23 protein-coding genes and 1 tRNA gene are annotated in these 23261 nt (G+C 70.1%); 17 read left to right on the forward strand and 7 right to left on the reverse strand.

The annotated features are described in order from the left end of the window. A partial coding sequence (locus IG98_RS0140460; RefSeq protein WP_030925240.1) for a YciI family protein occupies positions 1-231 on the forward strand: 231 nt, incomplete at its 5' end. 467 nt (positions 232-698) lie between these two features. Then, entirely contained in the window at positions 699-1922 is a 1224-nt protein-coding gene (fdhA, locus tag IG98_RS0140465) for a formaldehyde dehydrogenase, glutathione-independent (protein ID WP_030925242.1), read from the forward strand. 84 nt (positions 1923-2006) lie between these two features. On the opposite strand, the gene IG98_RS0140470 is transcribed toward fdhA, so the two are convergent. From IG98_RS0140470 to IG98_RS0140480, 3 genes are all read right to left on the reverse strand, one after another. Next, on the reverse strand, positions 2007-2492 hold the full coding sequence (locus IG98_RS0140470; RefSeq protein WP_157594795.1) for a hypothetical protein: 486 nt from the start codon (positions 2490-2492) through the stop codon (positions 2007-2009). A 120-nt stretch (positions 2493-2612) separates the two neighbouring features. Then, positions 2613-4838: a cytochrome P450/oxidoreductase gene (locus IG98_RS0140475; RefSeq protein WP_051753557.1), complete on the reverse strand. Its 2226-nt coding sequence runs from the start codon at positions 4836-4838 to the stop codon at positions 2613-2615. A gap of 155 nt (positions 4839-4993) precedes the next feature. Then, a complete protein-coding gene (locus IG98_RS0140480; protein ID WP_030925246.1) occupies positions 4994-6076 on the reverse strand; it encodes an NAD(P)-dependent alcohol dehydrogenase in 1083 nt (360 codons plus the stop codon). Positions 6077-6151: 75 nt separating this feature from the next. On the opposite strand from IG98_RS0140480, the gene IG98_RS0140485 reads away from it, so the two are divergent. The 10 genes from IG98_RS0140485 to IG98_RS0140530 all read left to right on the forward strand — a co-directional run bounded on the left by IG98_RS0140485 (position 6152) and on the right by IG98_RS0140530 (position 16829). After that, positions 6152-7621 carry an aldehyde dehydrogenase family protein gene (locus IG98_RS0140485; RefSeq protein ID WP_030925247.1) on the forward strand — a complete coding sequence of 490 codons (1470 nt, stop codon included), beginning with the start codon at positions 6152-6154 and terminating at the stop codon, positions 7619-7621. A gap of 216 nt (positions 7622-7837) precedes the next feature. Then, on the forward strand, positions 7838-8866 hold the full coding sequence (locus IG98_RS0140490; RefSeq protein ID WP_030925249.1) for a zinc-binding dehydrogenase: 1029 nt from the start codon (positions 7838-7840) through the stop codon (positions 8864-8866). Continuing rightward, positions 8863-10302, forward strand: coding sequence for an amidohydrolase family protein (locus tag IG98_RS0140495; protein ID WP_051753558.1), 1440 nt, complete (start codon positions 8863-8865; stop codon positions 10300-10302). The genes IG98_RS0140490 and IG98_RS0140495 overlap by 4 nt, the downstream gene beginning before the upstream one ends. Further along, positions 10299-10967, forward strand: coding sequence for a flavin reductase family protein (locus tag IG98_RS0140500; protein WP_051753559.1), 669 nt, complete (start codon positions 10299-10301; stop codon positions 10965-10967). The genes IG98_RS0140495 and IG98_RS0140500 overlap by 4 nt, the downstream gene beginning before the upstream one ends. Before the next feature lie 120 nt (positions 10968-11087). Continuing rightward, positions 11088-12194, forward strand: a complete 1107-nt coding sequence (locus tag IG98_RS0140505; RefSeq protein WP_030925256.1) for a BMP family ABC transporter substrate-binding protein — start codon at positions 11088-11090, stop codon at positions 12192-12194. A 1-nt stretch (position 12195) separates the two neighbouring features. Beyond that, positions 12196-13779: an ABC transporter ATP-binding protein gene (locus tag IG98_RS0140510; RefSeq protein WP_030925258.1), complete on the forward strand. Its 1584-nt coding sequence runs from the start codon at positions 12196-12198 to the stop codon at positions 13777-13779. Beyond that, the gene (locus tag IG98_RS0140515) at positions 13776-15008 is read left to right on the forward strand and encodes an ABC transporter permease (protein ID WP_211264319.1); all 1233 of its coding nucleotides are present in this window, start codon (positions 13776-13778) and stop codon (positions 15006-15008) included. The genes IG98_RS0140510 and IG98_RS0140515 overlap by 4 nt, the downstream gene beginning before the upstream one ends. Continuing rightward, on the forward strand, positions 15005-15919 hold the full coding sequence (locus IG98_RS0140520) for an ABC transporter permease (protein ID WP_211264320.1): 915 nt from the start codon (positions 15005-15007) through the stop codon (positions 15917-15919). The genes IG98_RS0140515 and IG98_RS0140520 overlap by 4 nt, the downstream gene beginning before the upstream one ends. Positions 15920-15984: 65 nt before the next feature. After that, positions 15985-16437 carry a VOC family protein gene (locus tag IG98_RS0140525; RefSeq protein ID WP_030925267.1) on the forward strand — a complete coding sequence of 151 codons (453 nt, stop codon included), beginning with the start codon at positions 15985-15987 and terminating at the stop codon, positions 16435-16437. After that, positions 16419-16829 carry an ester cyclase gene (locus IG98_RS0140530; protein ID WP_245651921.1) on the forward strand — a complete coding sequence of 137 codons (411 nt, stop codon included), beginning with the start codon at positions 16419-16421 and terminating at the stop codon, positions 16827-16829. The genes IG98_RS0140525 and IG98_RS0140530 overlap by 19 nt, the downstream gene beginning before the upstream one ends. Before the next feature lie 200 nt (positions 16830-17029). Here the strand turns inward: IG98_RS0140530 and IG98_RS0140535 are convergent, their stop codons facing one another. From IG98_RS0140535 to IG98_RS0140540, 3 genes are all read right to left on the reverse strand, one after another. Continuing rightward, the gene (locus tag IG98_RS0140535; protein ID WP_030925271.1) at positions 17030-18106 is read right to left on the reverse strand and encodes a TauD/TfdA family dioxygenase; all 1077 of its coding nucleotides are present in this window, start codon (positions 18104-18106) and stop codon (positions 17030-17032) included. Between the two features lie 129 nt (positions 18107-18235). After that, the gene (locus IG98_RS54515; protein WP_281178601.1) at positions 18236-18364 is read right to left on the reverse strand and encodes a hypothetical protein; all 129 of its coding nucleotides are present in this window, start codon (positions 18362-18364) and stop codon (positions 18236-18238) included. A 127-nt stretch (positions 18365-18491) separates the two neighbouring features. Beyond that, a complete protein-coding gene (locus IG98_RS0140540) occupies positions 18492-18833 on the reverse strand; it encodes an ArsR/SmtB family transcription factor (protein WP_030925273.1) in 342 nt (113 codons plus the stop codon). Positions 18834-18996: 163 nt separating this feature from the next. On the opposite strand from IG98_RS0140540, the gene IG98_RS0140545 reads away from it, so the two are divergent. The 3 genes from IG98_RS0140545 to IG98_RS0140555 all read left to right on the forward strand — a co-directional run bounded on the left by IG98_RS0140545 (position 18997) and on the right by IG98_RS0140555 (position 20463). Continuing rightward, on the forward strand, positions 18997-19191 hold the full coding sequence (locus tag IG98_RS0140545; protein WP_030925275.1) for a DUF1918 domain-containing protein: 195 nt from the start codon (positions 18997-18999) through the stop codon (positions 19189-19191). A gap of 109 nt (positions 19192-19300) precedes the next feature. Then, positions 19301-20278, forward strand: coding sequence for an aldo/keto reductase (locus tag IG98_RS0140550; RefSeq protein ID WP_030925279.1), 978 nt, complete (start codon positions 19301-19303; stop codon positions 20276-20278). Beyond that, on the forward strand, positions 20275-20463 hold the full coding sequence (locus IG98_RS0140555; protein ID WP_030925280.1) for a hypothetical protein: 189 nt from the start codon (positions 20275-20277) through the stop codon (positions 20461-20463). The genes IG98_RS0140550 and IG98_RS0140555 overlap by 4 nt, the downstream gene beginning before the upstream one ends. Positions 20464-20506: 43 nt before the next feature. On the opposite strand, the gene IG98_RS0140560 is transcribed toward IG98_RS0140555, so the two are convergent. Continuing rightward, a complete protein-coding gene (locus IG98_RS0140560; RefSeq protein WP_030925283.1) occupies positions 20507-21478 on the reverse strand; it encodes an alpha/beta hydrolase in 972 nt (323 codons plus the stop codon). Positions 21479-22056: 578 nt separating this feature from the next. Between IG98_RS0140560 and IG98_RS0140565 the strand changes: the two genes are divergently transcribed. Together IG98_RS0140565 and IG98_RS0140570 are read left to right on the forward strand one after the other, a co-directional pair. Continuing rightward, positions 22057-22128 (forward strand) — tRNA-Gly (locus IG98_RS0140565). Positions 22129-22616: 488 nt separating this feature from the next. Further along, positions 22617-23246 (forward strand): hypothetical protein, encoded by a 630-nt coding sequence (locus tag IG98_RS0140570; protein WP_051753560.1) that lies wholly within the window; start codon positions 22617-22619, stop codon positions 23244-23246. Positions 23247-23261: the final 15 nt, after the last annotated feature.

The raw sequence follows: 23261 nt of genomic DNA on the forward strand, positions 1-23261 counted from the left end.
CAGGGCGCGCGGGTCACGATCACCGCCGGCAGGCTGAGCGTCACCGACGGCCCGTTCGCCGAGGCGAAGGAACTGATCAGCTACGCGCTCTACCAGGTCCGCTCGAAGGAGGAGGCCGTCGAGTGGACCTCCCGTTTCCTGAAGATCCACCGGGATCACTGGGCGGGCTGGGAGGGTGAGGCCGACGTGCTGCGCGTCTTCGGCCCCGAGGACTTCGCCGCCCCCGCCTGATCCCACCGCCGTGCACGAACCCCCGGCCAGGAACACCTGGCCGGGGGCTCGTGCGTTTCCCGTGCCGGACGGGCCTGGCGCCGGCTGAGGAGCAGATCTTCGAGTATGGCCTCGTGTGAATCCTCTCCCGGTACGGTCTCAGGGCTGTTCGGGGTCTCCTTCCACTCGAAGCCGAGCCGATCGGGATCCCAGCGCTTGCGCGGATTGGCCGATCCGACCGTGATCGTGCGCACGGTCGCGGAGATGATCGCTCGTCCTCAGCACTCTGGCGGCGCTGACGTTCGGAAAACGGCTCTCAGGGTGACGCCGAAAACAGCGGGTATATGGTGGAAAGCGGACAGAGAGCCATTGTCTCCGGCCCGGATTTCGGCCGTCACGGCCTCCTCGCAGTTCCCCTCGCGGACGACGACCGGCTGCTCCACCGGGCATCACGCGGAAGGGCGCCACGAGGGAACACGGAGGACGTCATGCCGAGCAACAGAGCCGTCTCCTACCAGGGGCCGGGCAAGGTGGAAGTCCAGAACATCGACTATCCCGAGTTCGAGCTCAAGGACGGCCCGGGGGTCAACCCCGCCAACGTGGGCCGCAAGGTGCCGCACGGGGCGATCGTCAAGACCGTCGCGACGAACATCTGCGGCAGCGACCAGCACATGGTCCGTGGCCGTACCACCGCGCCCATCGGTCTCGTCCTCGGCCACGAGATCACCGGAGAGGTCGTGGAGGTCGGTCCGGACGCGGAGTTCACGAAGGTGGGCGACCTCGTCTCGGTGCCCTTCAACATCTCCTGTGGCCGCTGCCGCAACTGCAAGGAGGGCAAGACCGGGATCTGTGAGAACGTCAACCCCGACCAGCCGGGTTCGGCGTACGGCTATGTCGACATGGGCGGCTGGGTCGGCGGGCAGGCCCAGTACGTCCTGGTGCCCTATGCCGACTGGAACCTGCTCAAGTTCCCGGACAGGGACCAGGCGATGGAGAAGATCCTCGACCTGGCCATGCTCACCGACATCCTCCCGACCGGCTTCCACGGCTGTGTCACCGCCGGGGTGAGGCCGGGATCGACCGTCTACATCGCGGGCGCGGGCCCGGTCGGGCTCGCGGCGGCGGTCTCGGCGTTCCTCCTCGGGGCCGCCGCGGTGATCGTCGGCGACCTGAACAAGGACCGCCTGGAACAGGCCCGCAGCTTCGGCTGCGAGACCGTCGACGTGTCACGGGGCGAGCCCAAGGACCAGATCGAGCAGATCCTCGGCGTGCCGGAGGTCGACTGCGGCGTCGACGCGGTCGGCTTCGAGGCACGTGGCCACGGCGCGGACGCGGGGCAGGAACGCCCGGCCACCGTGCTCAACTCGCTCATGGAGATCACCCGCGCCGGCGGCGCGCTCGGCATTCCGGGCCTGTACGTGACCGGTGACCCGGGTGCCCACGACGAGGCGGCGAAGCAGGGGTCGCTCTCCATCCGGCTCGGCCTCGGCTGGGCCAAGTCGCTCTCCTTCACCACGGGCCAGTGCCCCGTCATGCGCTACAACTACTACCTGATGCAGGCGATCCTGCACGACAGGGTGCAGATCGCGAAGGCGGTCAACGCGGTGCCGATCCCGCTGGAGCGGGCACCCCAGGGGTACGAGGACTTCGACCAGGGCGCCGCGTCCAAGTTCGTGCTCGACCCCAACGGCGTGCTCGGCACGACGGGCTAGTGGTCCGTCACCGACGTCGGATCCCGCGTGCGGGCGGGATGAAGCGGCAGGTCACCGCTCCAGATGGTCGTTCGGGCCCCGGATTCAGAGTGCTTCGACGAACAGTTCGGCCTCGTGCTCGCCCATGCCGGTCTCGCCGCGTACCAGATAGACCGCCTGCTCGGCGCGGCCGGCGGCCTTGAGTTCGCGCACCCGGGTGGCCAGGTCGGGGCCCGCGGCGCCGGTGTGCGGCAGAGCGGTGGGTTGGGCGGGCTTGAAGCGGGCCATGGCGGGCTGACTCCACAGATCGTGTCCCATGACCACCCCGTCGATGGTCATTTTGGCGTCCCGCAGGCTGAGCCCGGTGCGGCCGCGCAGCTCCTTGATCGCCTCGATTCTGCGTCCCGCGCGGACCAGGCCGGTGACGAGCTCCTGCAGCCCCTGCGGGGTGGGCATGGGCGTCGGCATGGGCATGGGCATGGGAGGTTGGTCGCCCTTCCTGGCGGCCATGACGATCCCGACGATGATCACCAGGACCATCGCGAACAGGATGGCGACGACCAGCAGCTCCACGGGTCCGATGTTCGGCATGTGCGGCATCGTATGACGGATCCGCGCGAGCGGTACAGGTGCGAGGGACGGAGGCGGGGCACCCGCGGGTGATTCCTCCTCCGCCCCCGCTCCTCGCTTCCTGCGGGTCTCGCCGGGCCGTCAGAGGTCCAGGACCAGGCGGGGTGACGACGAGCGGCCGACGCAGATCATCATCGTCCGGCCCGCCTCCCGCTCCTCTGCGGTCAGCAGCGAGTCGCGGTGCTCGGGCGTTCCCGCGAGCACCCGGGTCTCGCAGGCTCCGCAGTATCCCTTCTCGCAGTCGTAGGAGAGGCCGGGGGCGACCTCGCGGATCGCCTCGATGAGGCGCCGGTCGGGCTCGACCCGCACGGTCCGCCCTGTCCTGGCGAGGTGGACGTCGAAGGCGGTGTTGGCCGCCGGATCGAAGACCACCTCCGGGGCGTCCCCGGCGGTGAAGCGCTCGACATGCAGCCGGTCGCCGATGCCCAGGCGCGCGCAGGCCCGCTCAACGGCCTCGATCATCCCGGACGGGCCGCAGCAGTAGATCGCGGTGGCCGGCCCCGCCGAGGACAGGATCGCGTCCAGGTCGGGGAGGCCGAACTCGTCCTGTGGCATCAGCTCCGCGCGCTCACCCGCGCACTCCACCAGTTCGTCGCCGAAGGCCATGGACGTGCGGGATCTCCCGCCGTAGACGGCGCGCAGGGGGGTGCCCCGGCGGGCGGCGGCGCGGGCCATGGCCAGGATCGGGGTGATGCCGATACCCCCGGCGATGAACAGGTAGTCCTCGGCGGCCACCAGCGGGAAGTGGTTGCGCGGTCCCCGCACGCCGACGGTGACGCCCTCACGGGCGATCTCGTGCACCTCGGCCGAGCCGCCGCGGCCGTTCTCCTCGCGCAGCACCGCCACCCGGTAACTGTCCCGCTGTCCGGGGTCGCCGCACAGGGAGTACTGCCGGAGGCGGCCCGACGGCAGGCGGAACTCCAGGTGCGCGCCGGGCTCCCAGGCGGGCAGTTCGCCGCCGCCCGCCCTGGCGAGGGTCAGCGCCAGCACACCGTCGGCGACCGGCTCGGCCCGGGTGACGACCGCCTCGAAGGAGGCGGCCTTGTTGAAAGGAGAGGTGAAGGCCGACTGGGTGCCGGGCGCGGATCCGGCACCCAGCCGGGGTCCCGGTGGGAAGATCGCGGGGATCGCGTCCCAGCCGGACTGGTTCCCCCGCGTGGGGTAGGCGACGAGCCCGTCTTCGAGCACCTGGAATTCGGGCAGCCTGGTCAGCACCTGGGTGATCATCTCGCGGAACATGGCGCGGGCCAGGTGAGCGCCGGCGCAGCGGTGCGTGCCGATGCCGAAGCTGAGGTGCCTGGTGGCGTCCCGGTCCAGGCGCACCTCGGCGGGGTCGGGGAAGACGGCCGGGTCGTGGTTGGCGGCGACCCACGGGATCAGCACGCGCTCGCCGGCCCGCACCGGGCACCCGCCGATCTCGGTGTCGGCGCGTACGGTGCGCGCCATGGACTGCGAGGGGGCGAACGCCCGGAGGAACTCCTCGGTGGCCGTGTCGAGCAGGTCGGGCGACTCGATCAGGCGGCGCCGCTGCTCGGGGTGGCGGCTCAGGTGCACGAGGACGCTGCCGGTCAGCGACGTGGTGGTGTCGACACCGCCCGCGATGAGCAGCCCGATCATCGACACCAGTTCGTCCTCGCCGTACGGGGTGCCGTCGGGACGGTGCTGTGCGGCCAGGACGCTCGTCGCGTCCGAGGTGGGTTCGGCCCGGCGTTGCCGGATGATCTCGCGGATCCGCCGTTCCATGTAGGCGAGGCCCTCGGCGCCCTTGCGGGCCCGGTCACTGTCGGCGGGCGCGGCGAAGATGTCGTGGATCGGCCCGGCCAGCCGGGCCCAGTCCTCCTCGGGGAAGCCCAGCCAGTCCAGGGTGACCGCGGCGGGCAGCGGATTGGTCAGATCACGGACGAAGTCCGCCGAGCCGTGCTCGACGAACGCGTCGACGACACGCGTGGCGTGCCTGGCGATCATCGGCCGCAGCCGGTCGACGGCGTCCGGGGTGAGCAGGGGGTTGATCAGGTCGCGGTACTCGGTGGCCTGTGGAGGGTCCAACTCGATCGGGTACTGCTCCAGGCCCGGTCCGCTGGGGATGACGATCGCGACCCGGTCCTCGCCCGAAGAGGCCCTGGAGGAGGAGAAGGTGTCGTCGTCTCGGGCGATCCTGGTCACGTCCGCGTAGCGGGTCGTGTAGACGAAGCCGCCGTGGCTCGTGGTCCGGCCGACCGGGCACTGCTCGCGAAAGGAGTCGTAGTAGGCGACCGGGTCCGCGGTGCACGCCGCGGAGTGGTGGTCGAAGTCAATCTGCTGGGTCATGGCGCACAGGCCCCATATCCATACGAACGATGCGCGGTGTTGCCCAGCCGCGCCACTGGGTGTCTGGGTGCCGGAAGTCTACTCACGCACGGATCACGAGACAATGTCTCGCATATCGCAGCGATGTCACACGGTCTCCGGCGAGGACCGGGAGTTCAGAAGGTCAGGACGGCCTTCGCGGTCCTACCGGCGCGCAGGTCGGCGATCGCCTCGTTGATCTGCTCGAAGGGGTAGGACGTCATCATCCTGTCCACCGGGAACCGTCCCGCGACGTACAGATCAAGCAGCCTGGGCAGGAACACCTGGGGAAGGCTGCTGCCGCCGATGATTCCGGTGACGGTGCGCCCGTTGAGGATGCTGCGCCAGTCGAAGCTCATCTCCTGGCTGGGGCCGACGCCGATCACGCCGCACCGGCCGAGCGGGCCGAGCGCCTCGACGGCGGTGCGCAGCACGTCCTGGCGGCCGGTGGTGTCGATGACGAAGTCGAAGCCGTGCGGTGCGATCTCGCGCAGCGCCTCGGCCGAGTCCGAGACGGAGGAGTCGACCGTGTGCGTCGCGCCGTAGGAGCGGGCGGCCTCCAGTTTGGCGGCGTTGACGTCGACCGCCGCGACGACCGAGCAGCCGCTGATCGCCGCCGCGATGATCGCCGCGACCCCCACCGCGCCGGCCCCGAAGACGGCGATCGAGGAGCCGGGGGACGGGCGCAGCACGTTGAACACCCCGCCCGCACCGGTCTGCAGGCCGCAGCCGAACGGGCCGACATGGGTCAGGTCGATGTTCTTGTCGATGGGGACGACGGCGCGCTCGGTCGCCACGACGTGCGTGGCGAAGGACGACTGCCCGAGGAAGTGGCCGTTGACCGGCGCGCCGTCCAGGGAGAGCGCAGAGGAGCCGTCGGGCCGCCTGCCGCCGAAGTTGAGGGCGTCGAAGCTCCGGCAGTAGGCGGGGGAGCCGGTCAGGCAGAGGGGACAGGCCCCGCAGGAGGTGAAACTCATCGCCACGTGGTCACCGGGGGCCACCGAGGTCACCCGCGAGCCGACCCGCTCCACGATCCCGGCACCCTCGTGGCCGAGCACCGCGGGGGTGGGGAAGAAGGTGGCGAACTCCAGGTCGGTGCCGCAGATGCCGGTGCTGCTCACCCGGACCAGCACCTCGTCGGGGCGGGGCTCTTCGAGTTCTGCCTCCCGGAGGGCGAAGGACCCTCCGGTGGTTTCCAGAACGGCGGCGGTGATACGCACGGATCCTCCACAGCTATTTTCATAAAACGAGATGGCATCTTGACATGCAGAACAAGGGGGGTCAAGGATTCCGACATGGCCGAACTTCTGATCCCTTCCGCCCAGCAACTGATCGACGGAGAGTGGGCAGCCGCTCGTGACGCCGGCGAGCTCCGCGTCGCAGACCCCGCCACCGGCCAGACCGTCCAGACGGTGGCCTGCGCGGGCCGAGCGGACGTGGACGACGCCGTGCAGGCCGCCAGGCGGGCCTTTCCCGGCTGGGCCGCGACCTCGGCCTCCGAGCGCGGCAGGCTGCTGCGCCGCTGGTCGGAGTTGATCGGTGAGCACGTCGAGGACCTCGCCCGTTTCGAGGCCCGGGACGTGGGCAAGCCGCTGTCGGGTGGCCGGATGAACATCTTCATCACCCAGGGCATCATCGACTACTTCGCGGGCGCCGCCGACAAGCTGACCGGCGTTACCCTTCCCACCCGCACCCCCGACTACCTTGGCTACACCCTGCAGGAGCCGTACGGCGTCTGCGCGGTCATCATCCCTTGGAACGTTCCGGCCGTGCTCACCGCGGCCAACGTGGCCCCCGCGCTGGCCGCGGGCAACACGGTGGTGCTCAAGCCCTCGGAGGTGGCGCCGCTGGCGCCGTTCGCGCTGGCGGAACTGGCGCGGCGGGCCGGTTTCCCGCCGGGCGTGCTCAACGTGCTCGCCGGAGTCGGCGCCGACGCCGGTGCCGCGCTCACCTCACATCCCGGTGTGAACCACATCAGTTTCGTCGGCTCCACGACCACCGGCCGCGCGATCATGCGGGCCGCGGCGGACAACCTGGTGCCGGTCAAGCTGGAGCTGGGCGGCAAGTCGCCCAATGTGCTCTTCGCCGACGCCGATCTCGACGTCGCGATCCCGGCGATCGTGGGCTCCATCACCGAGAACGCCGGGCAGAACTGCTACGCGGGGTCGAGGCTGCTGGTCGAGGCGTCCATCAGGGACGAGGTCGTGGAGCGGGTGGCGGAGTCGATGCGCGCCGTGCGGATCGGCCCGTGGGACGCCGACCTCGACATGGGGCCGCTGGTCAACGAGGCGCAGTACCGCCGGGTGCTCGGCTTCCTGGAGAGTGCCCCCGCCGAGGGTGCCCGCCTGGTCACCGGGGGCGGTCCCGAGCGGCGGGCGGACGGCGGCTGGTTCGTCCAGCCGTCGCTCTTCGACGGCGTGGACCCGCGCTCCCGGCTGTCCAGGGAGGAGGTGTTCGGCCCGGTGCTCGCCGTGCAGGAGTTCTCCGGCGCCCGGCAGGCGGTGGAGATGATGAACGATACCGACTTCGGCCTGCTGGCGTGCATCTGGACCAGCGACGTCTCCCGGGCGCTGCGCCTGGCCCAGGAGGTGCGCTCGGGGCAGGTCTCGGTCAACCAGTTCGCCGACGCCGGGGTCATCGGCTTCCCCTTCAACATGCAGAGGGACAGCGGCTTCAGCCGCGGCGGCGGGTACGCCGCCATGCGGGAGTACACGCAGGAGAAGGCTGTCGCGGTACGCCTGCTCGACCGGTCATCCGTGGAATGAACGTGGCAGCGACGGAGCGGCTGTTAAATGGCAGCGTTCCAACCTGCACATATTCACGCCACGCGACCCGCATGTAACAAGCATGTGACGCGCGGGGCAGTTGGCTCCAGAGGCATTGACAGGCCTATCGGAGCGGCGGCAGAGTACGACGCATTGCGGGCGATAAATCACAATGCGAGATGCCATCGTGAATGACGATCGCTTGGAGGGTTAGAGTTGCGAGCACTGGTCCAGACGGCCTTCGGAGGTCCGGAGGCGGTGAGCGTGCAACGGGTCGCCGACCCCGAGCCCGGCCCGCTCGATGTGGTCGTCCAGGTCGGCGCCTGCGCCCTCAACCGGCTTGACCTGCTCCAGCGGCGCGGCCCCGGAGTGCTCCCCGGCTTCAGCCTGCCGCACATCGCCGGCATGGACATCGCCGGCCGCGTGGCGGCGACCGGATCGGCGGTCACCGGCCTGACGGCCGGAGACCGGGTCGTGGTCGATCCTACGGTGGGCTGCGGATCGTGCCCGAACTGCCTGGCCGGTGAGCGCGGCCACTGCGCCCGGCTGCGGGTCATCGGCGGGAACATGCCGGGCGGCTACGCCGAGTTCGTGGCGGTCCCCGCCAACCTGGCGCACCCGGTGCCGGACCACGTCGACCTCGACGAGGCCGCGGCGCTGCCCACCCCGTGGAGCACCGCCTGGAACGCCACCTACGCCGTCGGGAAGGTGACCGCCGGCGACTGCGTGGTGATCCAGGGCGCCGCCGGCTCCGTCAGCATCGCCGCCGTCCAGCTGGCCAAGCGGGCCGGCGCCCGGGTGGTGGCCGTGGCCGGCAGCGACGAGAAGCTCGCCGTCGCGGCCGGGCTCGGTGCCGACCTGCTGGTGCGCAACGACGCCCCGATAGCCGACGCGGTCCGCGACTACACGGGCGGCAGGGGCGCCGACGTCGTCCTCGACCACGTGGGCGCCGCCACCTGGCGGCACTCGCTGAACTGCCTGCGGATCGGCGGCAGGCTGGTGACCTTCGGCAACACCAGCGGTGACCAGGTCTCCCTCTCCCTCGCCGAGATCTACCACCGGGGACTCCGCCTGCTGGGCGCCGGCGCCTACACCCCGGCCGACTTCACCGCCATGCTCGACGCGTACTTCGCGGGAGGCATGCGCACCCTCCGCGCCGCCGAGTGCGGCCTGGAGGACCTGCACGAGAGCTTCGGGCTGGAGCGCTCGCGCGATCTGGTCGGCAGGGTGCTGGTGCGGCCATGACGGAGAAGCGGGCGGAGCGGCCGGATCGAGCGGGGCATGACGCCACTCTGCTGATCGTCGGCGGGGACGTGGTGACGATGTCGCCACGCCGCGAGGTGGTCACCGGCGCCACCGTCGCCGTAGCCGGCGGGCGCATCGCCGCGATCGGTCCCGCCGCCGTCCTGCGGAAGGACTTCCCAGGCGCCGCCGAACTCGACGCGGGCGGCTGCGTCGTCATCCCGGGCCTGATCAACGCCCACCAGCACACCACCGCCGACCCGCTGGTGCGCAGCATGATCCCGGACGACATCGACTCCCAGGAGGCGATCTTCGACTGGATCGTCCCGCTGCACGGCAAGGTCACCGGTGACGACGACGAGCTGTCCGCCACCCTGACCGCCGCCGAGTCGCTCCTGCGCGGGGTCACCACCGTCCTGGAGCCGGGCACCGTCGCCCATCCGCTGCGGGTGGCGGCGGGGCTCCGGGCGGCCGGTATCCGCGGCCGGGTCGGCCGGTGGGGCTGGGACACGCCCGGCGCCCTTCACGCGCTGCCCGCGGCCGAGACCCTGGCCCTGCAGGAGGAGACGGTACGCGCGCTGCCGCCGGGCGGGACCGTCACCGGCTGGGTCACCCTGGTGGGGCACGACCTGGCGAGCGACGAGTTGTTCACCGGCGCCGCCGAGCTGGCCGAGCGGCTGGACGTCGGCCTCACCTGGCACATCTCGCCGGGCGAGGCGGACGTGCACGCCTACGCACGGCGCGCGGGCAGGCGGCCGGTGCTCCACTTCGAGCAGCTGGGCGTGCTGGGCCCGAGGCTGGTGCTCGGCCACGCCGTCTGGCTCGACGACGCGGAGCTGGACGCCCTCGTCGAGACGCGGACCGCGGTGGCATCCTGCCCCGGGGCCTACCTGCGCCTCGGCCAGGGCTACACCCGCGCCGGCCGGCACGCCGAGCTCGTACGCCGAGGCGGCAGGGTCGCCCTGGGGTGTGACTCCCACAACGCGGGCGACGTGCCCGACCTGTTGCGGGCCGCGTGGCTGCTGGCCGCGCTCGAGCGCGACCGCGACGCGCAGCCCGTCCTCCGCGCCGACCAGGTGTTCGCGCTGGCCACGGTCGACGGCGCCGCTGCGGTGGGCCTGGGCGACCTCGTCGGCTCGATCGAGGTCGGCAAGGCCGCGGACCTCGTGGTCCTGGACACCCGGGACCCCGTCTGGGTCCCGCGCGGTGATCTCGCGACCCACCTTGTCTGGGGCGCCCCGAGCCACACGGTCCGGGATGTCCTCGTCGACGGTCAGGTGGTCGTGCGCGACCGCCGGATCACCACCGTCGATCTCGAAGCCCTCTCGGAGGAGGCGCAGGCACGTTCCGCCGCGCTGCTCCGCAGGACCGGCATCGACGTTCCCCACCGCTGGCAGGCCCTGTCGGCGGAAGAGTACATCCAAGGAGTACGCGGATGAGGATCATCGATCTCGCAGACAGGACGCCGGCGCAGAAGCAGGGGCTGCTCTCCCAGCTCGTCGTGCCGCGCCCGATCGCGATGATCACCACGCTGGACGCCAAGGGCGGCGTGAACGTCGCCCCGTTCAGCTACTACATGCCGGTCTCCGGGGAGCCTCCGCTGGTCGCGATCACGGTGGGCTCGGTCCGGGAGGCGACGGACGAGCCCAAGGACAGCTGGGTGAATCTGAACGCCTCGGGTGAGTTCGTGATCAACGTGACCACGACCGCCCTGGCCGACCACATCGAGACGGTGGCCAGGGAGTATCCGGCGGGCGTCGACGAGGCCGACCTCGTCGGCTGGCGGACCGTGCCGTCGCAGGTCGTCCGGCCCCCGTCGCTGGCCGACAGCCCGGCGCACCTGGAATGCCGGGTGCGCGAGGTCATCGACCGGGGGGATTCGTCCTCCTGCTTCTCGGGTGTGCACATCGTGCTGGCCGAGGTGGTCTGCATAACGGTGGACGAGTCGATCATGGCGTCTCCCACCAGGATCGATCCGACCAAGGTGCACGCGGTCGGCAGGATGGGCTTTCCCTGGTTCGTCGCGGCGTCGCCGGAGTCGATTTTCAACCAGGACCGCATCGCCTACGCCGACCTGCCGGGTGGCGAGGAGGTGCTCGCCTGACCTGCCGCGCGGGCAGGGGAGGGGCTCCGCTAAAGCCCCTACCCCCGTCGGCGACCAAGATTCATCCCCCACTCGCCGCACCGTGGGCGGTGCGCGAGCATTCAGATCGAGAGGATCGTCATGGCCGCATACTATCGAAGGGGCCGGGCCACGGCCGCAGTGACCGCCTGCCTGAGCGCGCTGGCGCTCGCCGGGTGCGCGAGCAACGACGCCACCGCGCCCCAGGCGGCGACCCCCGCCCCGGCCGACGCGAGCGCGAAGACCGAAGGCGGCGTGCTGCCGGGTCAGCCGGACATCAACGGCGACGGCAAGGTCGTCATCGGGGTGCTGAGCCCGGGTGACATCAACGACAAGGGCTACTACCAGAGCTTCGTCGACACGGCGGAGGCGTTCGCCACGGAGAAGGGCTGGACGATCATCAAGCGCGGCAGCGTCAACACCAGCGAGGCGCTCAACGCCGCGCGGGCGCTCTGCCAGCAGAAGGTCGACATGGTGGCCCTCGGAGCCTCGGAGCTCCGGGACGCGATCCCGGCCTCGGAGGAGCCGGTGTGCGCGAACACCGCCTGGTACGTGCCGTCCGCCGACAACATCCTGCAGACCCCGAAGATCATGCTCTCCACCGACCAGGCCGACCAGAGCATGCTGGCCGCGGGGTATGCGGCAGGCCTGATCATGAAGGACAACGGCGACACCAAGGCCGGGTTCGTGACCGGCCCCGAGGCCGACTTCACCGTCACCGCGTCCGCCGCGTTCAAGGCCGGAATCCGGCTGGTGGTTCCGGAGGCCACGCTGACGACCACCTACAGCGGAGACCTCAACGACTCCGCCAAGGCCAAGGAGGCCACCCAGGCGCAGATCAGCCAGGGTGTCAAGGTCATCTACCCCTACCTCGGCGGCGCCACCGACGCGGCGGCGGAGCTGGCCAACGCCAACGGGGTCCTCACCCTCACCCCCGGTACCGACCGGTGCGACTCCACCAAGCCCAAGTTCGACATCTCGGTGCTCTTCAGCCCCGGAGACTACTTCAAGGCCGCGCTGGAGGAACTCGCCACCGCGAAGCTGCGGATGGGCGTGGAGAAGGTCTGGACGCTCGGCGTCGACCCGTTCCCGACTGTCAAGATCTGTAACGGGACCCCCGAGCAGAACGAGAAGCTCGCGGCCTTCATCGCCGATGTCGGTAGCAAGAAGATCGACACCAAGGCGGAAGTGAAGAGGCTCGGTTCCTGAGATGACAGAGGACGAACGGGCGAGGGAGCTCACCCCGCCATCGGCGCCCGCGCTGCGGCTGCGGGGAATCAGCAAGAGCTACGGTCCGGTCGTCGCCTGCGACGCCGTGGATCTCGCCGTGCACCAGGGCGAGATCCACGGTCTGCTCGGTGAGAACGGGGCCGGAAAGTCGACGCTCATGAAGATCCTGCTGGGCCTCGTCCAGCGGGACGCCGGGACCATCCTGCATCATGACGGGCCCGTCGACATCGGCAGCCCACAGGAGGCCGTGGCTCTCGGTATCGGTATGGTGCACCAGCACTTCAGTCTGATCAATCCGCTGACGGTCTGGGAGAACGTCATCCTGGGGGACACCGGGAAGATCGACAAGGGCGCCGCCTGCGACCAGGTGCGAGACGTCTCGCAGCGCTACGGCCTGCCGATCGACCCGCTGGCCAAGGTCGAACGGCTCTCCGCGGGCGAGCGGCAGCGGGTCGAACTGATCAAATGCCTGCGCCGGGATCCGTCGGTGCTCATCCTCGACGAGCCGACGTCCGTGCTGACCCAGGCGGAGTCGGCCGAGCTGTTCGGCGTGCTGCGTCACGTGGTCCGCTCGGAGAACCGCGCGGTCATCCTGATCAGCCACAAGCTGGCGGAGATCACCGCGGCCACCGACCGGGTGACCGTGCTGCGCAAGGGGAAGGTCGTCTTCCAGAGCGCGACCGCGGAGACGGGGCCGCAGGAACTGGCCCGCCAGATGGTGGGCAGGGAGGTCTCCCTGGGCAGCGAGGCCGCGGCGCTCGGCCTGTTGCCGGTCGAGCCCCCGCGGACGGGTGAATCCGGAACGGGGAAGGTGGAGACCTCGGTGGCCGCGCTGCGGCTGCGCGGCCTGACCGTCACCGTCGACGGGGTGCGCGTGCTGTCCGACCTCGACCTGGACGTCGCCCCCGGCGAGATCGTCGGCCTGTACGGGGTCGAGGGCAACGGCCAGTCGAACCTGGGCGACGTGCTGTCCGGGCTCGTCCTGCCGGACTCCGGTTCTGTCGAGATCTCCGGCAGGCCGGTGGACCTGAACCGCCCGGGGGCGCTGCACGCGGCCGGACTCGGCATCGTGCCGGAGGACCGGCACGCGTCCGGGGTGGTGCTGGACATGAGCGTCGCCGAGAACCTGGTCATGAAGTCGCTGAACGCCGTGAGCGGCCGCGCGTTCGTCAGCCGCAGGAAGACGCACGAGGTGGCCCGCCGCCTGGCTGCCGAGTTCAACATCGTCACCCCGTCGATGGACACCCCGGTGCGCAGCCTGTCGGGAGGCAACCAGCAGCGGGTCGTGCTCGCCCGTGAACTCTCGGCGGGACCACTCGTGCTGGTCGCCGCGCAGCCCACGCACGGGCTGGACGTGGGTGCCATCGAGGACATGTACCGGCGACTGCGTGACGTCGCGTCAGGAGGAGTGGCCGTGTTGCTGATATCCACCGAACTGGAGGAGGTCATGGCGCTCTCCTCCAGGATCGCGGTGATCTCCTCCGGGAGGATCACCGGTGTGCTCTCCACCGGGGAGGCCACCGCCGAGCGGCTCGGGATGCTGGTGGGCGGGGTGGCCGCGTGAACGAAGTCCGTGAGGACCTCCGCCAGGACTCCCCCCAGAGGCCTGGGCGAAAGCCCCATCCGGCCCCCGGCACGGACGACACCTCCGGGCGTCGCCTGCTGGCCTTCCTCACCCCGAGTGCGGGCGGCTGGCAGACCGGCCTGGCGACCGTCGTGGGCGTGCTCGTGGCGCTCGCCCTGTCGTCACTGCTGATCGCGGTCACCGGGGGATCTCCCCTGGCGTCGGTGCAGGCGCTCTTCCAGGGAAGCATGGCCAACTGGACGGCCTGGACCTCCACGCTGCTGTACGCGGCACCGCTGCTGCTGGTCGCCGTGGGCGCCTGCGTCAGTGCCCGATCGGGCACGTTCAACATCGGCCAGGAGGGCCAGGTGCTGATCGGCGCCCTCTTCGGGGCCTGGGTCGGCCTGCGCCTGGCGGTCCCGGGGCCGCTGCTGCTGGTGATCGTCCTGCTGGCCGCCTCGCTGGCGGGCGGCGCCTGGGCCGCCCTCAGCTCGCTGATGTACCGGATCCGTGGCGTCAACATCGTGGTCAGCACGCTCCTGATGATCTTCATTGCCCAGCAGCTCGTCGCGTTCGCGGTGAACACGTCGTGGCTGCTGCAGGAGTCGCGGATCGGGGATGCCATCGTCTCGCCGCAGTCCAACCCGCTGCCGGCCGGCGCGCTGCTCGGCTCGGTCGGTGAGTACCCCAACCTTCAGGTCAACGGGGGCCTGCTGCTGGCACTGGTCGGCGCCGTGCTGGTCGCGGTGGCGCTCGCCCGCACCCGGTGGGGGTTCCGGCTCACGATGCTCGGCCTCAACCCGCTCGCCGCCAAGCACGCGGGGGTGCGCGTCAACGCGCTGGGCGGTATGGCACTGGCCATTTCCGGCGCCTTCGCCGGTCTGGCCGGGGCCGTGCTGCTGACCAGCCCGGTGGGAGTCAACCGGCTTCAGTCGGGCATAGCGATGAACATCGGCTGGGACGGCATGCTGGTGGCCCTGGTCGCGCGTAACCGGCCGCTGCTGACCATACCCGTCGCCCTGCTCTTCGGTGTGCTGCGCTCCGGTGGCGGCTTCCTCGCCGCGACCGGCGTGCCCCCGTTCCTCGTGGACGTGGTCAAGGCCCTGCTGGTGCTGGCCTTCGTCGCTCCGCCCGTCATCGTCGCCATGATCCGGCGTCGCAGGGCCGGTGTCCGTACCGCGCGCGCCGAGCACCGGCCCGCGCCCGTCGCAGAGGGGGCCGCGCTGTGATCGCCGTAGACGACATCTCCACCATCCTGTCCAGCGGGATCAGGCTCACCATTCCGCTGGCCTTCGCGGCGTGTGGGGAGTACCTCGCCGAGCGGGCCGGCGCCATGAACATCTCCGTCGAGGCGATGATGCTGGGCGCCGCGTTCGGCTCGGTCGCCACGGCCAGCGCCACCGGCAGTGCCACCACCGGACTGGTCGCGGGCGTGCTGATCGGGCTCCTGATCGGGTTCGTGCACGGCAACCTCTCGCACCGGCTGGAGATCAACACCTTTGTGATCGGACTGGTGCTCAACGCCCTCGTGCTCGGGCTGACCAGTTACCTGATCACGGTCAGCTCGTTCGAGTCGCACCAGGTGTCGCAGGTCAGCATCCCCTGGCTGCGCGACATCCCGCTGATCGGCCACCCGCTGTTCGTCGAGCGCTGGCCGGTCTACCTGCTGATCGTCCTCGTCCCGCTGACCTGGTGGCTGGTGGAACGCAGCAGGTGGGGCCTGGAGTTGCGGGCGGTCGGCGAGCAGCCCCAGGCCGCCGACGTCACCGGTATCCGGGTCAACCTGCGCCGCCGCCAGGCGCTGCTGTGGTGCGGTGCGCTGGCCGGGCTGGGGGGCGCGTACCTGGCGGTCGGCGAGGTCGGCTCGTTCAACCAGAACATGACCGCCGGGCGCGGGTACATCGTCATCGCGGCGGTGATCTTCGGTGCCTGGCGGCTGCGGCGGACCCTGATCGGCTGCGCGCTCTTCGGCCTGGCCGACGCCATGCGCCTGGCGCTGCCGGCGCTGGGCCTGACGATGAACTCGCAGCTGCTCGTGGTGGCGCCGTACCTGCTCGCGCTGCTGGCGATGCTGTTCTTCGCGAACCAGAACCGTGAACCCAGGGCGCTCGGCCAACCCTTCGAACGGGGGTCCACCTGACGACAGGGCCCAGGCCGGGCCCCGATGACCATCCACAGTGAAACGCATGATATTCGGAGGAATCAATGAGTGATCTGACCCAGGCGAGATGGACCCACGTCGCGCTGCCCACCGGCGATCTCGACAAGGCGATCGAGTTCTACACGTCGCTGACGCCGCTGGTGGTCGTCGAGCGTTTCCGCGACGCCGACGGTGAGAGCGCCTGGCTCTCCAACGACAAGCAGGTAGAGACCCCGATGGTCCTGGTGCTCGTCTCGTTCAACAAGGACAAGGGCGGGCAGCTGGGGCTGCTGACACCGTTCGCGCACATCGGCATCGAGGTGCCCGAGCGCACCGACGTGGACGGCATCGCCGAGCGGGCGCGCGCGCTGGACTGCCTGCACTGGGAGCCGCGCGACATGCCCGACCCGGTCGGCTACATCTGCGCGCTGAAGGACCCTGACGGCAACGTCATCGAGATCTCCCACAACCAGCAGGTCTTCAACACGGTGCGCAAGCTGTGGGCGAACCCCTCCTGAGCGGACAGCTCACCCGGGCCGCGGTCGCACGGTACGTCGAGGCGCTCAACGCGCACGACGCCGATGCGGTCGCGGCCTGCGTGAGCGAGGACTTCGTCAACGAGCACACCTCGGCCCTGGGGCGGAGCGTGACCGGCAGGCACGGCTACCGCGCCAACCTCACCGGCTTCCTGGCCGACTTCGTGGACCTGCGCTACGAGATCGAGGACCTCCTCGTCGAGGGCGACCGTGCGTCGCTCGCCTACCGGATGTCGTTCCGGCTGGCCTCGGCGGGCGGCAGGCCGGTGGTGGTGCGCGGGGTGTTCAGGTTCCGGGTCGACGCCGACGGCCTGATCGCGCACCGCACCGACTACTGGGACAGCGGCGAGGTACGGCGGCAACTCGACACCTGACCCTAAACGCCCTTTAGGCCGATCAAGCTTACAAACGTTCCTAAATCGCCCGTGAGGGTTTGGTGGGCGCCGGGGGCCCGTCAGCGCCGGAACGGGCTCCGGTGGGCCCCTGAGGGCTTTCTGGGCGTCGTCGAAGGCCCCGAACGCGAGACGGCCGGTGGGGAGGAATCCCACCGGCCGTCTCTTCGGTATGGCGCGGGTCAGTTGCCCCAGTCCTGGTTGGGCACAACCGCCTCGGCGATGCGGAAGCTGCCGCCCGGCAGCGGCTTCTTGTCCTCCTCGCCCCTCGCCTTCACGACGTTCTTGCCGAACCCCTCCACGAGCGGGCGGCCCACGTCGCGCTTGAGCCACAGGCGCAGCAGGTGCCGGCGGCGCTCCGGCTCGGGCCAGTCGACGTAGCCGGTCCGCGAGTGCAGGGCGGCGTAGTTCAGCAGCCACTGGACGTCGCCCGGCTGGAAGTCCATGTCGATCGCGAGACCCTGCTCCTGGCTGATCTCGTCGTAGAGGTGCAGCAGTTCGATCTGTGCCTCGGTGAGCGGCGGCACACCGGGGTACTTCTGGGCAGAGAAGATCATCGTGCTGCCCGCGTAGGTGCTGAAGACCCCGTCGACGTAGCTGCAGATCGGGGAGACGTAGGTGTTCGAGATGGCGTCGGGGTCCTGGCCCCGCCAGTCCCAGTGCCAGGGCTCGAACAGCAGGGGAGCGAGGTCGGGGCGGCGGCGCAGGATCTCGTTGTAGATCGTCGTGCCGCTCACCAGGCTGCTGGAGCCGCCCTCCTTGGAGGCACGCAGGCACATCAGCGCGACCACGTCGGAGCTGTCGGAGTGGAAGGGCAGCCGGTCGCGCACCCGCGACGGCAGCGCTCCGGGGTCGTCGAGCGTCTTGTTGGAGGTCGCGATGACGTGGTCGAGCACGTTGCCGAGCTGGTTCTGCTCCATCGGCGTGCCGAGGTGCAGGCCCATCAGGAAGAAGATCGCGCCGGCCAGCGTGTCGCCGTACTCGTCGGTGCGCAGGCCGCGGACCAGGATGAAGCCGCGCCCGGCGTCCATCTGCCGCGCGCACTCCTCGATCATGCCGCGCGCGGCGACGAGCGGGTAGCTCTCCGCGGTCACGTCGCGCAGGTCGGGGTCGTCCTCGACGAACCGACGGCCGAGGGTCTCCAGCTCCTCGCGCTCGGCGTCGCTGAGAAGGTAGATCCACTCGGTCGTTCCGGCCAGTTCGTCACCGCGCCAGGCGGAGGGGCCGGTGATGGGGGATGAGGAAAGGTCTGTGGTCATGATGCGCTCCGAGTGCTCGGGGTCGTCTCAGAAAGTGCTCGCCGGGGCGGTACACGTGATCCGGGCGGGAACGCGACGGGAGAGGCCGCACGAACCGGTCGTGCGGCGGAGCCCGCCGCGACGCCAGGGTCAGAAGGGGGTCTGCGGATCCCCGGCGGCGGTACCTGGGCGCAGGCCCTTGCGCGGCGGGCGGATCCGCATCGGATCCCTGGGACAGGGCAGGCTGGACCCGAAGCCTGGCACGGCTACCTGGGTCATGGTTCTCTCCTGCGGCTGGTGGTTCTCCCGCCACGCTAGACCGGTGCCAAAGGTTCCGTCAATAGAGATGTCGTCTCGCCCTCCGTTACGCCCGTGTGTCTTTGCGGCCCCCGGGGCGGAGACGGCCTCAGCGGGCCTCTCCGGTGCGGCGCTCCCGCTTTCCCCGGGTGATCTCGGTGCCCAGCGCGTCGAGGCGCTGGGTCCAGAAGTGCCGGTAGCGGTCGAGCCACATGTCCACCTCCCGCAGCGGGGCGGGGTCGACGGCGTACAGGCGCCGCGTTCCCTGGGCGCGCACGGTCGCGAACCCGTTGTCTCGCAGCACGCGCAGGTGCTGCGAGACGCCGGGCTGGGAGATCCCGAACTCCTCCTGCACCACGGCGCTGATCTCGCCGGCCGCCCGCTCGCCGTCGGCGAGCAACTCCAGGATCCGGCGCCGGACGGGGTCACCGAGAACGTCGAGTGCGTGCATGACCTCACTATCTCAGTGTCGGCTCAGATGGGGGAATTCCGCGGCCGACTGAACCGTCCGGCCGCCTCAATATGCCTCCCACCTGGACGTATGCGCCGCGGGATGATGCCATGGGAGGAGAGGGATGCCCGGAGAACCGGCACCTGTGATCCAGGAGGCCACAGTGAAGGCAACCGTAGGTGACAAGCTGATCGTGGAGGGGGCCCACAGCGGCGACCCCCGCAAGGTCGGGTTCATCGTCGAGCTCCATCACCAGGACGGAAGCCCGCCCTACGTGGTCCGCTGGGAGGACGACCAGCACGAGAGCCTCGTCTTTCCTGGGCCTGACGCCCGTGTGGTGTCGAAGACGCCGGAGTAGGCGGCGCCTCAAGCCCGTTTGGTGAGAATCGCCCATGGCGGGGCGGCCGGGACCGCTCCGCCCCGGACGAGGGCGATCCCACCGCGTCGCGCGGACTACGATCGCCGATGTGCAGAAGCGTGAATTGGGTAGAACCGGCAGGAACATCGGCGTCGTCGGACTCGGCGCGTGGCAGTTGGGGGCCGACTGGGGTGAGGTCGGTGAGGACGAGGCGCTGGCCACCCTCAACGCCGCCGTGGACGCCGGGGTCACCTTCGTCGACACCGCCGATGTGTACGGCGACGGGCGCAGCGAGCAGATCGTCTTGCAGCTGATCAAGGACAGGCCCGGACTGACCGTGGCCACCAAGATGGGCCGCCGCGTCGCCCAGGAGCCGTCCGCCTACACCCTGGACAACTTCCGGGCCTGGACCGACCGTTCCCGGGCAAATCTCGGTGTCGACACCCTCGACCTGGTGCAGTTGCACTGTCCGCCCACCCCGGTCTACTCCTCGGACAAGGTCTTCGACGCGCTCGACACCATCGTGGGGGAGGGCCGCGTGGCCGCCTACGGGGTGAGCGTGGAGACCTGCGAGGAGGCGCTGACCGCGATCGCCCGGCCGAACGTGGCCACCGTTCAGATCATCCTCAACGCCTTCCGGCTCAAGCCGCTGGAGAGAGTGCTCCCGGCGGCGGCCGCGGCCGGGGTCGGCGTCATCGCCCGTGTCCCGCTGGCCAGCGGCCTGCTGTCCGGCAAGTACGACGAGTCCACCGTCTTCGCCGCCGACGACCACCGCACCTTCAACCGGCACGGCGAGTCCTTCGACGTCGGTGAGACGTTCTCCGGGGTCGACTACGCCACCGGCCTGGAGGCGGTGCGCCGCCTGGCCCCGCTGGTGCCGCCCCAGATCACCATGGCGCAGTTCGCGCTGCGCTGGATCATCGACCAGCCCGGCGTCTCCGTGGTCATCCCCGGTGCGCGCAACCCCGTCCAGGCCCGTGCCAACGCGGCCGCCGCCGCGTTCGACGCGCTGCCCGAGGCCACTCTCCAGGGTGTGCGGGAGATCTATGACGAGCTGATCCGCCCCCAGGTCCACCAGCGCTGGTGAACCGCGGTGGAAGTACGGAGGCGCTGACCGTCCTGCCCCGCTACCGCGACCTCGCGGAGCGGGAGTTCTCCGGCATCTGCGGGATCTGCCGCCACATGCTGAGACGCGCCGCGGGCGAGCGCGACGCCCTCCTGCACGCGCCGGCGCTCCTTTCGCCGCCCGGGGAGGCGGACCCCCTGGGGTGAGCCCGCCCTCCGCGAGGGCGGAGGGCGGGCTCCGGGCGTACCGTCAGCCGAACAGGGCCCGGCGCAGCGCGACCACCCGCTCGGCGGAGGCGCGGCGGCTGATCTCCGCCTGCGGGAGCATCCCGTCGAAGCCGTGGAAGGCGCCCGGGTAGAGATGGAACTCGGTGGAGACACCCGCCTGAACCAGCCGCAGGACGTAGTCGACGCACTCGTCCCTGAAGACCTCCAGCTCACCGACGTCGACGTACGCCGGGGGCAGGCCCGATAGGTCGGCCGCCCTGGCCGGGGCCGCGTACGGGGAGACGTCCTCGCCGCCCGCCCGCTCACCCAGCAGGGCCTTCCAGCCCAGGAGGTTCGCCGCCCGGTTCCACACGATCGCCTCGGCGAACTCCAGGCTGGACGGGGTGGTGTTGCGGTCGTCCAGCATCGGGCAGATCAGTAGCTGGAACGCCAGGGCCGGGCCGCCCCGGTCGCGGGCGAGCAGTACGGTTCCGGCGGCCAGACCGCCTCCGGCGCTGATCCCGCCCACCGCGATGCGGTCCGGGTCCACCCCCAGTTCGGCGGCGTTCTTGACGGTCCACACCAGACCCGCGTAGCAGTCCTCGACCGGCGCCGGGTCCGGGTGCTCGGGAGCCAGCCGGTAGTCGACCGAGACGATCACGCATCCCAGTTCGGCGACGTAGTCGTTGAGGCGCGCGTCCTCCATCTCGACCCCGCCGAGGATCATCCCGCCGCCGTGGATCCAGTACAGGCAGGGAACGGCTTCCCGCCGCCCGGCCGGCCGGTAGATACGTAGCCGGATGTCGGGGTCGCCGTCCGGGCCCGGCACCGTCCGGTCCTCGATCGTGACCCGCTCGTCCGGCGGGAGCGGAGCCATCGCGGCGCGCGCCGCGCTCAGCTGGAGACGGATGCCTGGCAGGTCCTCCAGCCGTAGGGCACCGAGGTCCGCGACCGGCAGAGGATTCGCCTCAAGGGCGGCGGCCAGTCCGGGATCAAGGTTCGGATGAAATGCCATATCACTCCCATGAGATCGGTCCCTTCCGTTGATCATGCGTGAACCCGCACTCCCTCCACAACCGCGACATGGCTGAGCCGAGGGCACCGCCGGCCGCCACCCGGCCGGCTCGGGGCCACGGGTGAGGGGGGAGAGGTGAATTCCGCACCGATCGCGGAAGCCACCGCCAGAAATAAACCCCGATAAAAATCATTGGCGCCGAGGCCGGCTTTGCCCTTCAATGAACAAAGGCAGGGGCACCCGCCCCTGCTCAGGGAAAGGAGAGGCCGTGAACCACGGTGCATCGCCGGTCTGGCAGCTGAAGTTCCTCATGTCCTCCCTGCTCAACAGTCTCGGTCAGGTCCCAGGGCGGTCAGGCGGATAAATCCCGAAAGGGAAACCGTCGAGCCGCCAGAGACCCCGTCGCAGGCGGCTTCTTCATTTCCCCGGCCGGGTACGACCGCTTTCCCGGCGGTGACCGGACGGCTGTTTTCCACGATGGACAACTGCACAGTGCAGCACGTTGAACGCGAATTCGTTCGAGCTCCCCTTCCGGGGGGCGCGGAAGGATTCACCCCCGGGAGATTCCTGGGAGACACGCCGCAGAGGCCGAACCGGTAAGGCAGCCGGCTTCCACCCGGCAGGACGGGGTTCGAGTCCCCGCTGCGGCTCCGCCCTGAAAGAAGAGGGCCATGGGACTGGGACTCGGCGAGGGGAGTGGCGACCCCCGCCCGGTCGGCAGGCCCGCGGCGCGTCCGGTACGGCCCACGCCAACCGGCCCGGACGCGTGACGGAACGTAGCTCAGCAGGAGGAGCATCCGGCCAGGGACCGGAAGGCCGCAGACATCCGATCTGCGTAAAACGTCAAGCCGTAGCTTTCAGACGCGGTGAAGAGGCCACTGTCCGGGACAGCGTGACGAACCTCAACGTGGCTCTGCGTGATGGTCGTTCCGGTGGGCGGTTCTCGCCGACAGCGGTCACTTGCGGCCGGGGCGTCCCAATGATCTACAAGCGGTTCTCCAGTGCCGGCCTCTAGCCTCATCCGCGGCCCTTCTGCCCGACGCGACAGGGCTACGCGCGGGCAGGGGGCGACGCTGATGAGAAAAGACCTTGACGAGGTCCGAGAACGGCCGGGTGCCCGCCGGCATACGGAGGCTCCATGAGCGACGCGTACTCCCCCATCCCTGAGCTGAATCTGCTCAAGGAATTTCAGGACCGGCTCGAAGGCCGAGCCTACGCGCGTGACTTCAAGTTGGTCGACTACGGCAGAGAGATCAGTGGTCTTGACGATCCGGAGCTCAAGGAGCGGCTGATTTTCTTCGCCTACGCCACTGGTGCCCCTTCGTTGTACGCTCTGTGGCGGTGCGACGACCGGGAGGACCTCGCCACCCTGCCCGTAATCTTCTGCGGAGACGAGGGTGAGATCTTCATCGAGGCGCCCAACCTGCGTGATCTGTTGCGGGTTCTCACTCTCGACGGCACCCACATCGACGGTATCGAACTTGAGGAGGAGGATCACACCGACGGCCACCGCGAGTATCTCGCCTGGCTGGACGAGCACTTCGGGCTGAAGCCGGTCCAGGACCCCGCCCCGATCCACAAGACGGCCTTCGAGCAGTACGGCCGGTCTTTCGCCGAATGGTGGCTGCGGCGCGAACCGGACTACGCCTCCCTTGCGGAAATGCTCCAGGAACTGGCCTGCCGGTGGCGGCTCGGCTCAACTCCGGACGGTCCGTGTTCCGGGTGTGGGGTTTCGGGGTGTGAGGTCGAGTGGGGCAGATCCCTGTAGCGCGGATAGCAAGGT

It is taken from the genome of Streptosporangium amethystogenes, assembly GCF_000721075.1.
In the GTDB taxonomy this organism is placed as follows: Bacteria; Actinomycetota; Actinomycetes; order Streptosporangiales; family Streptosporangiaceae; genus Streptosporangium; species Streptosporangium amethystogenes.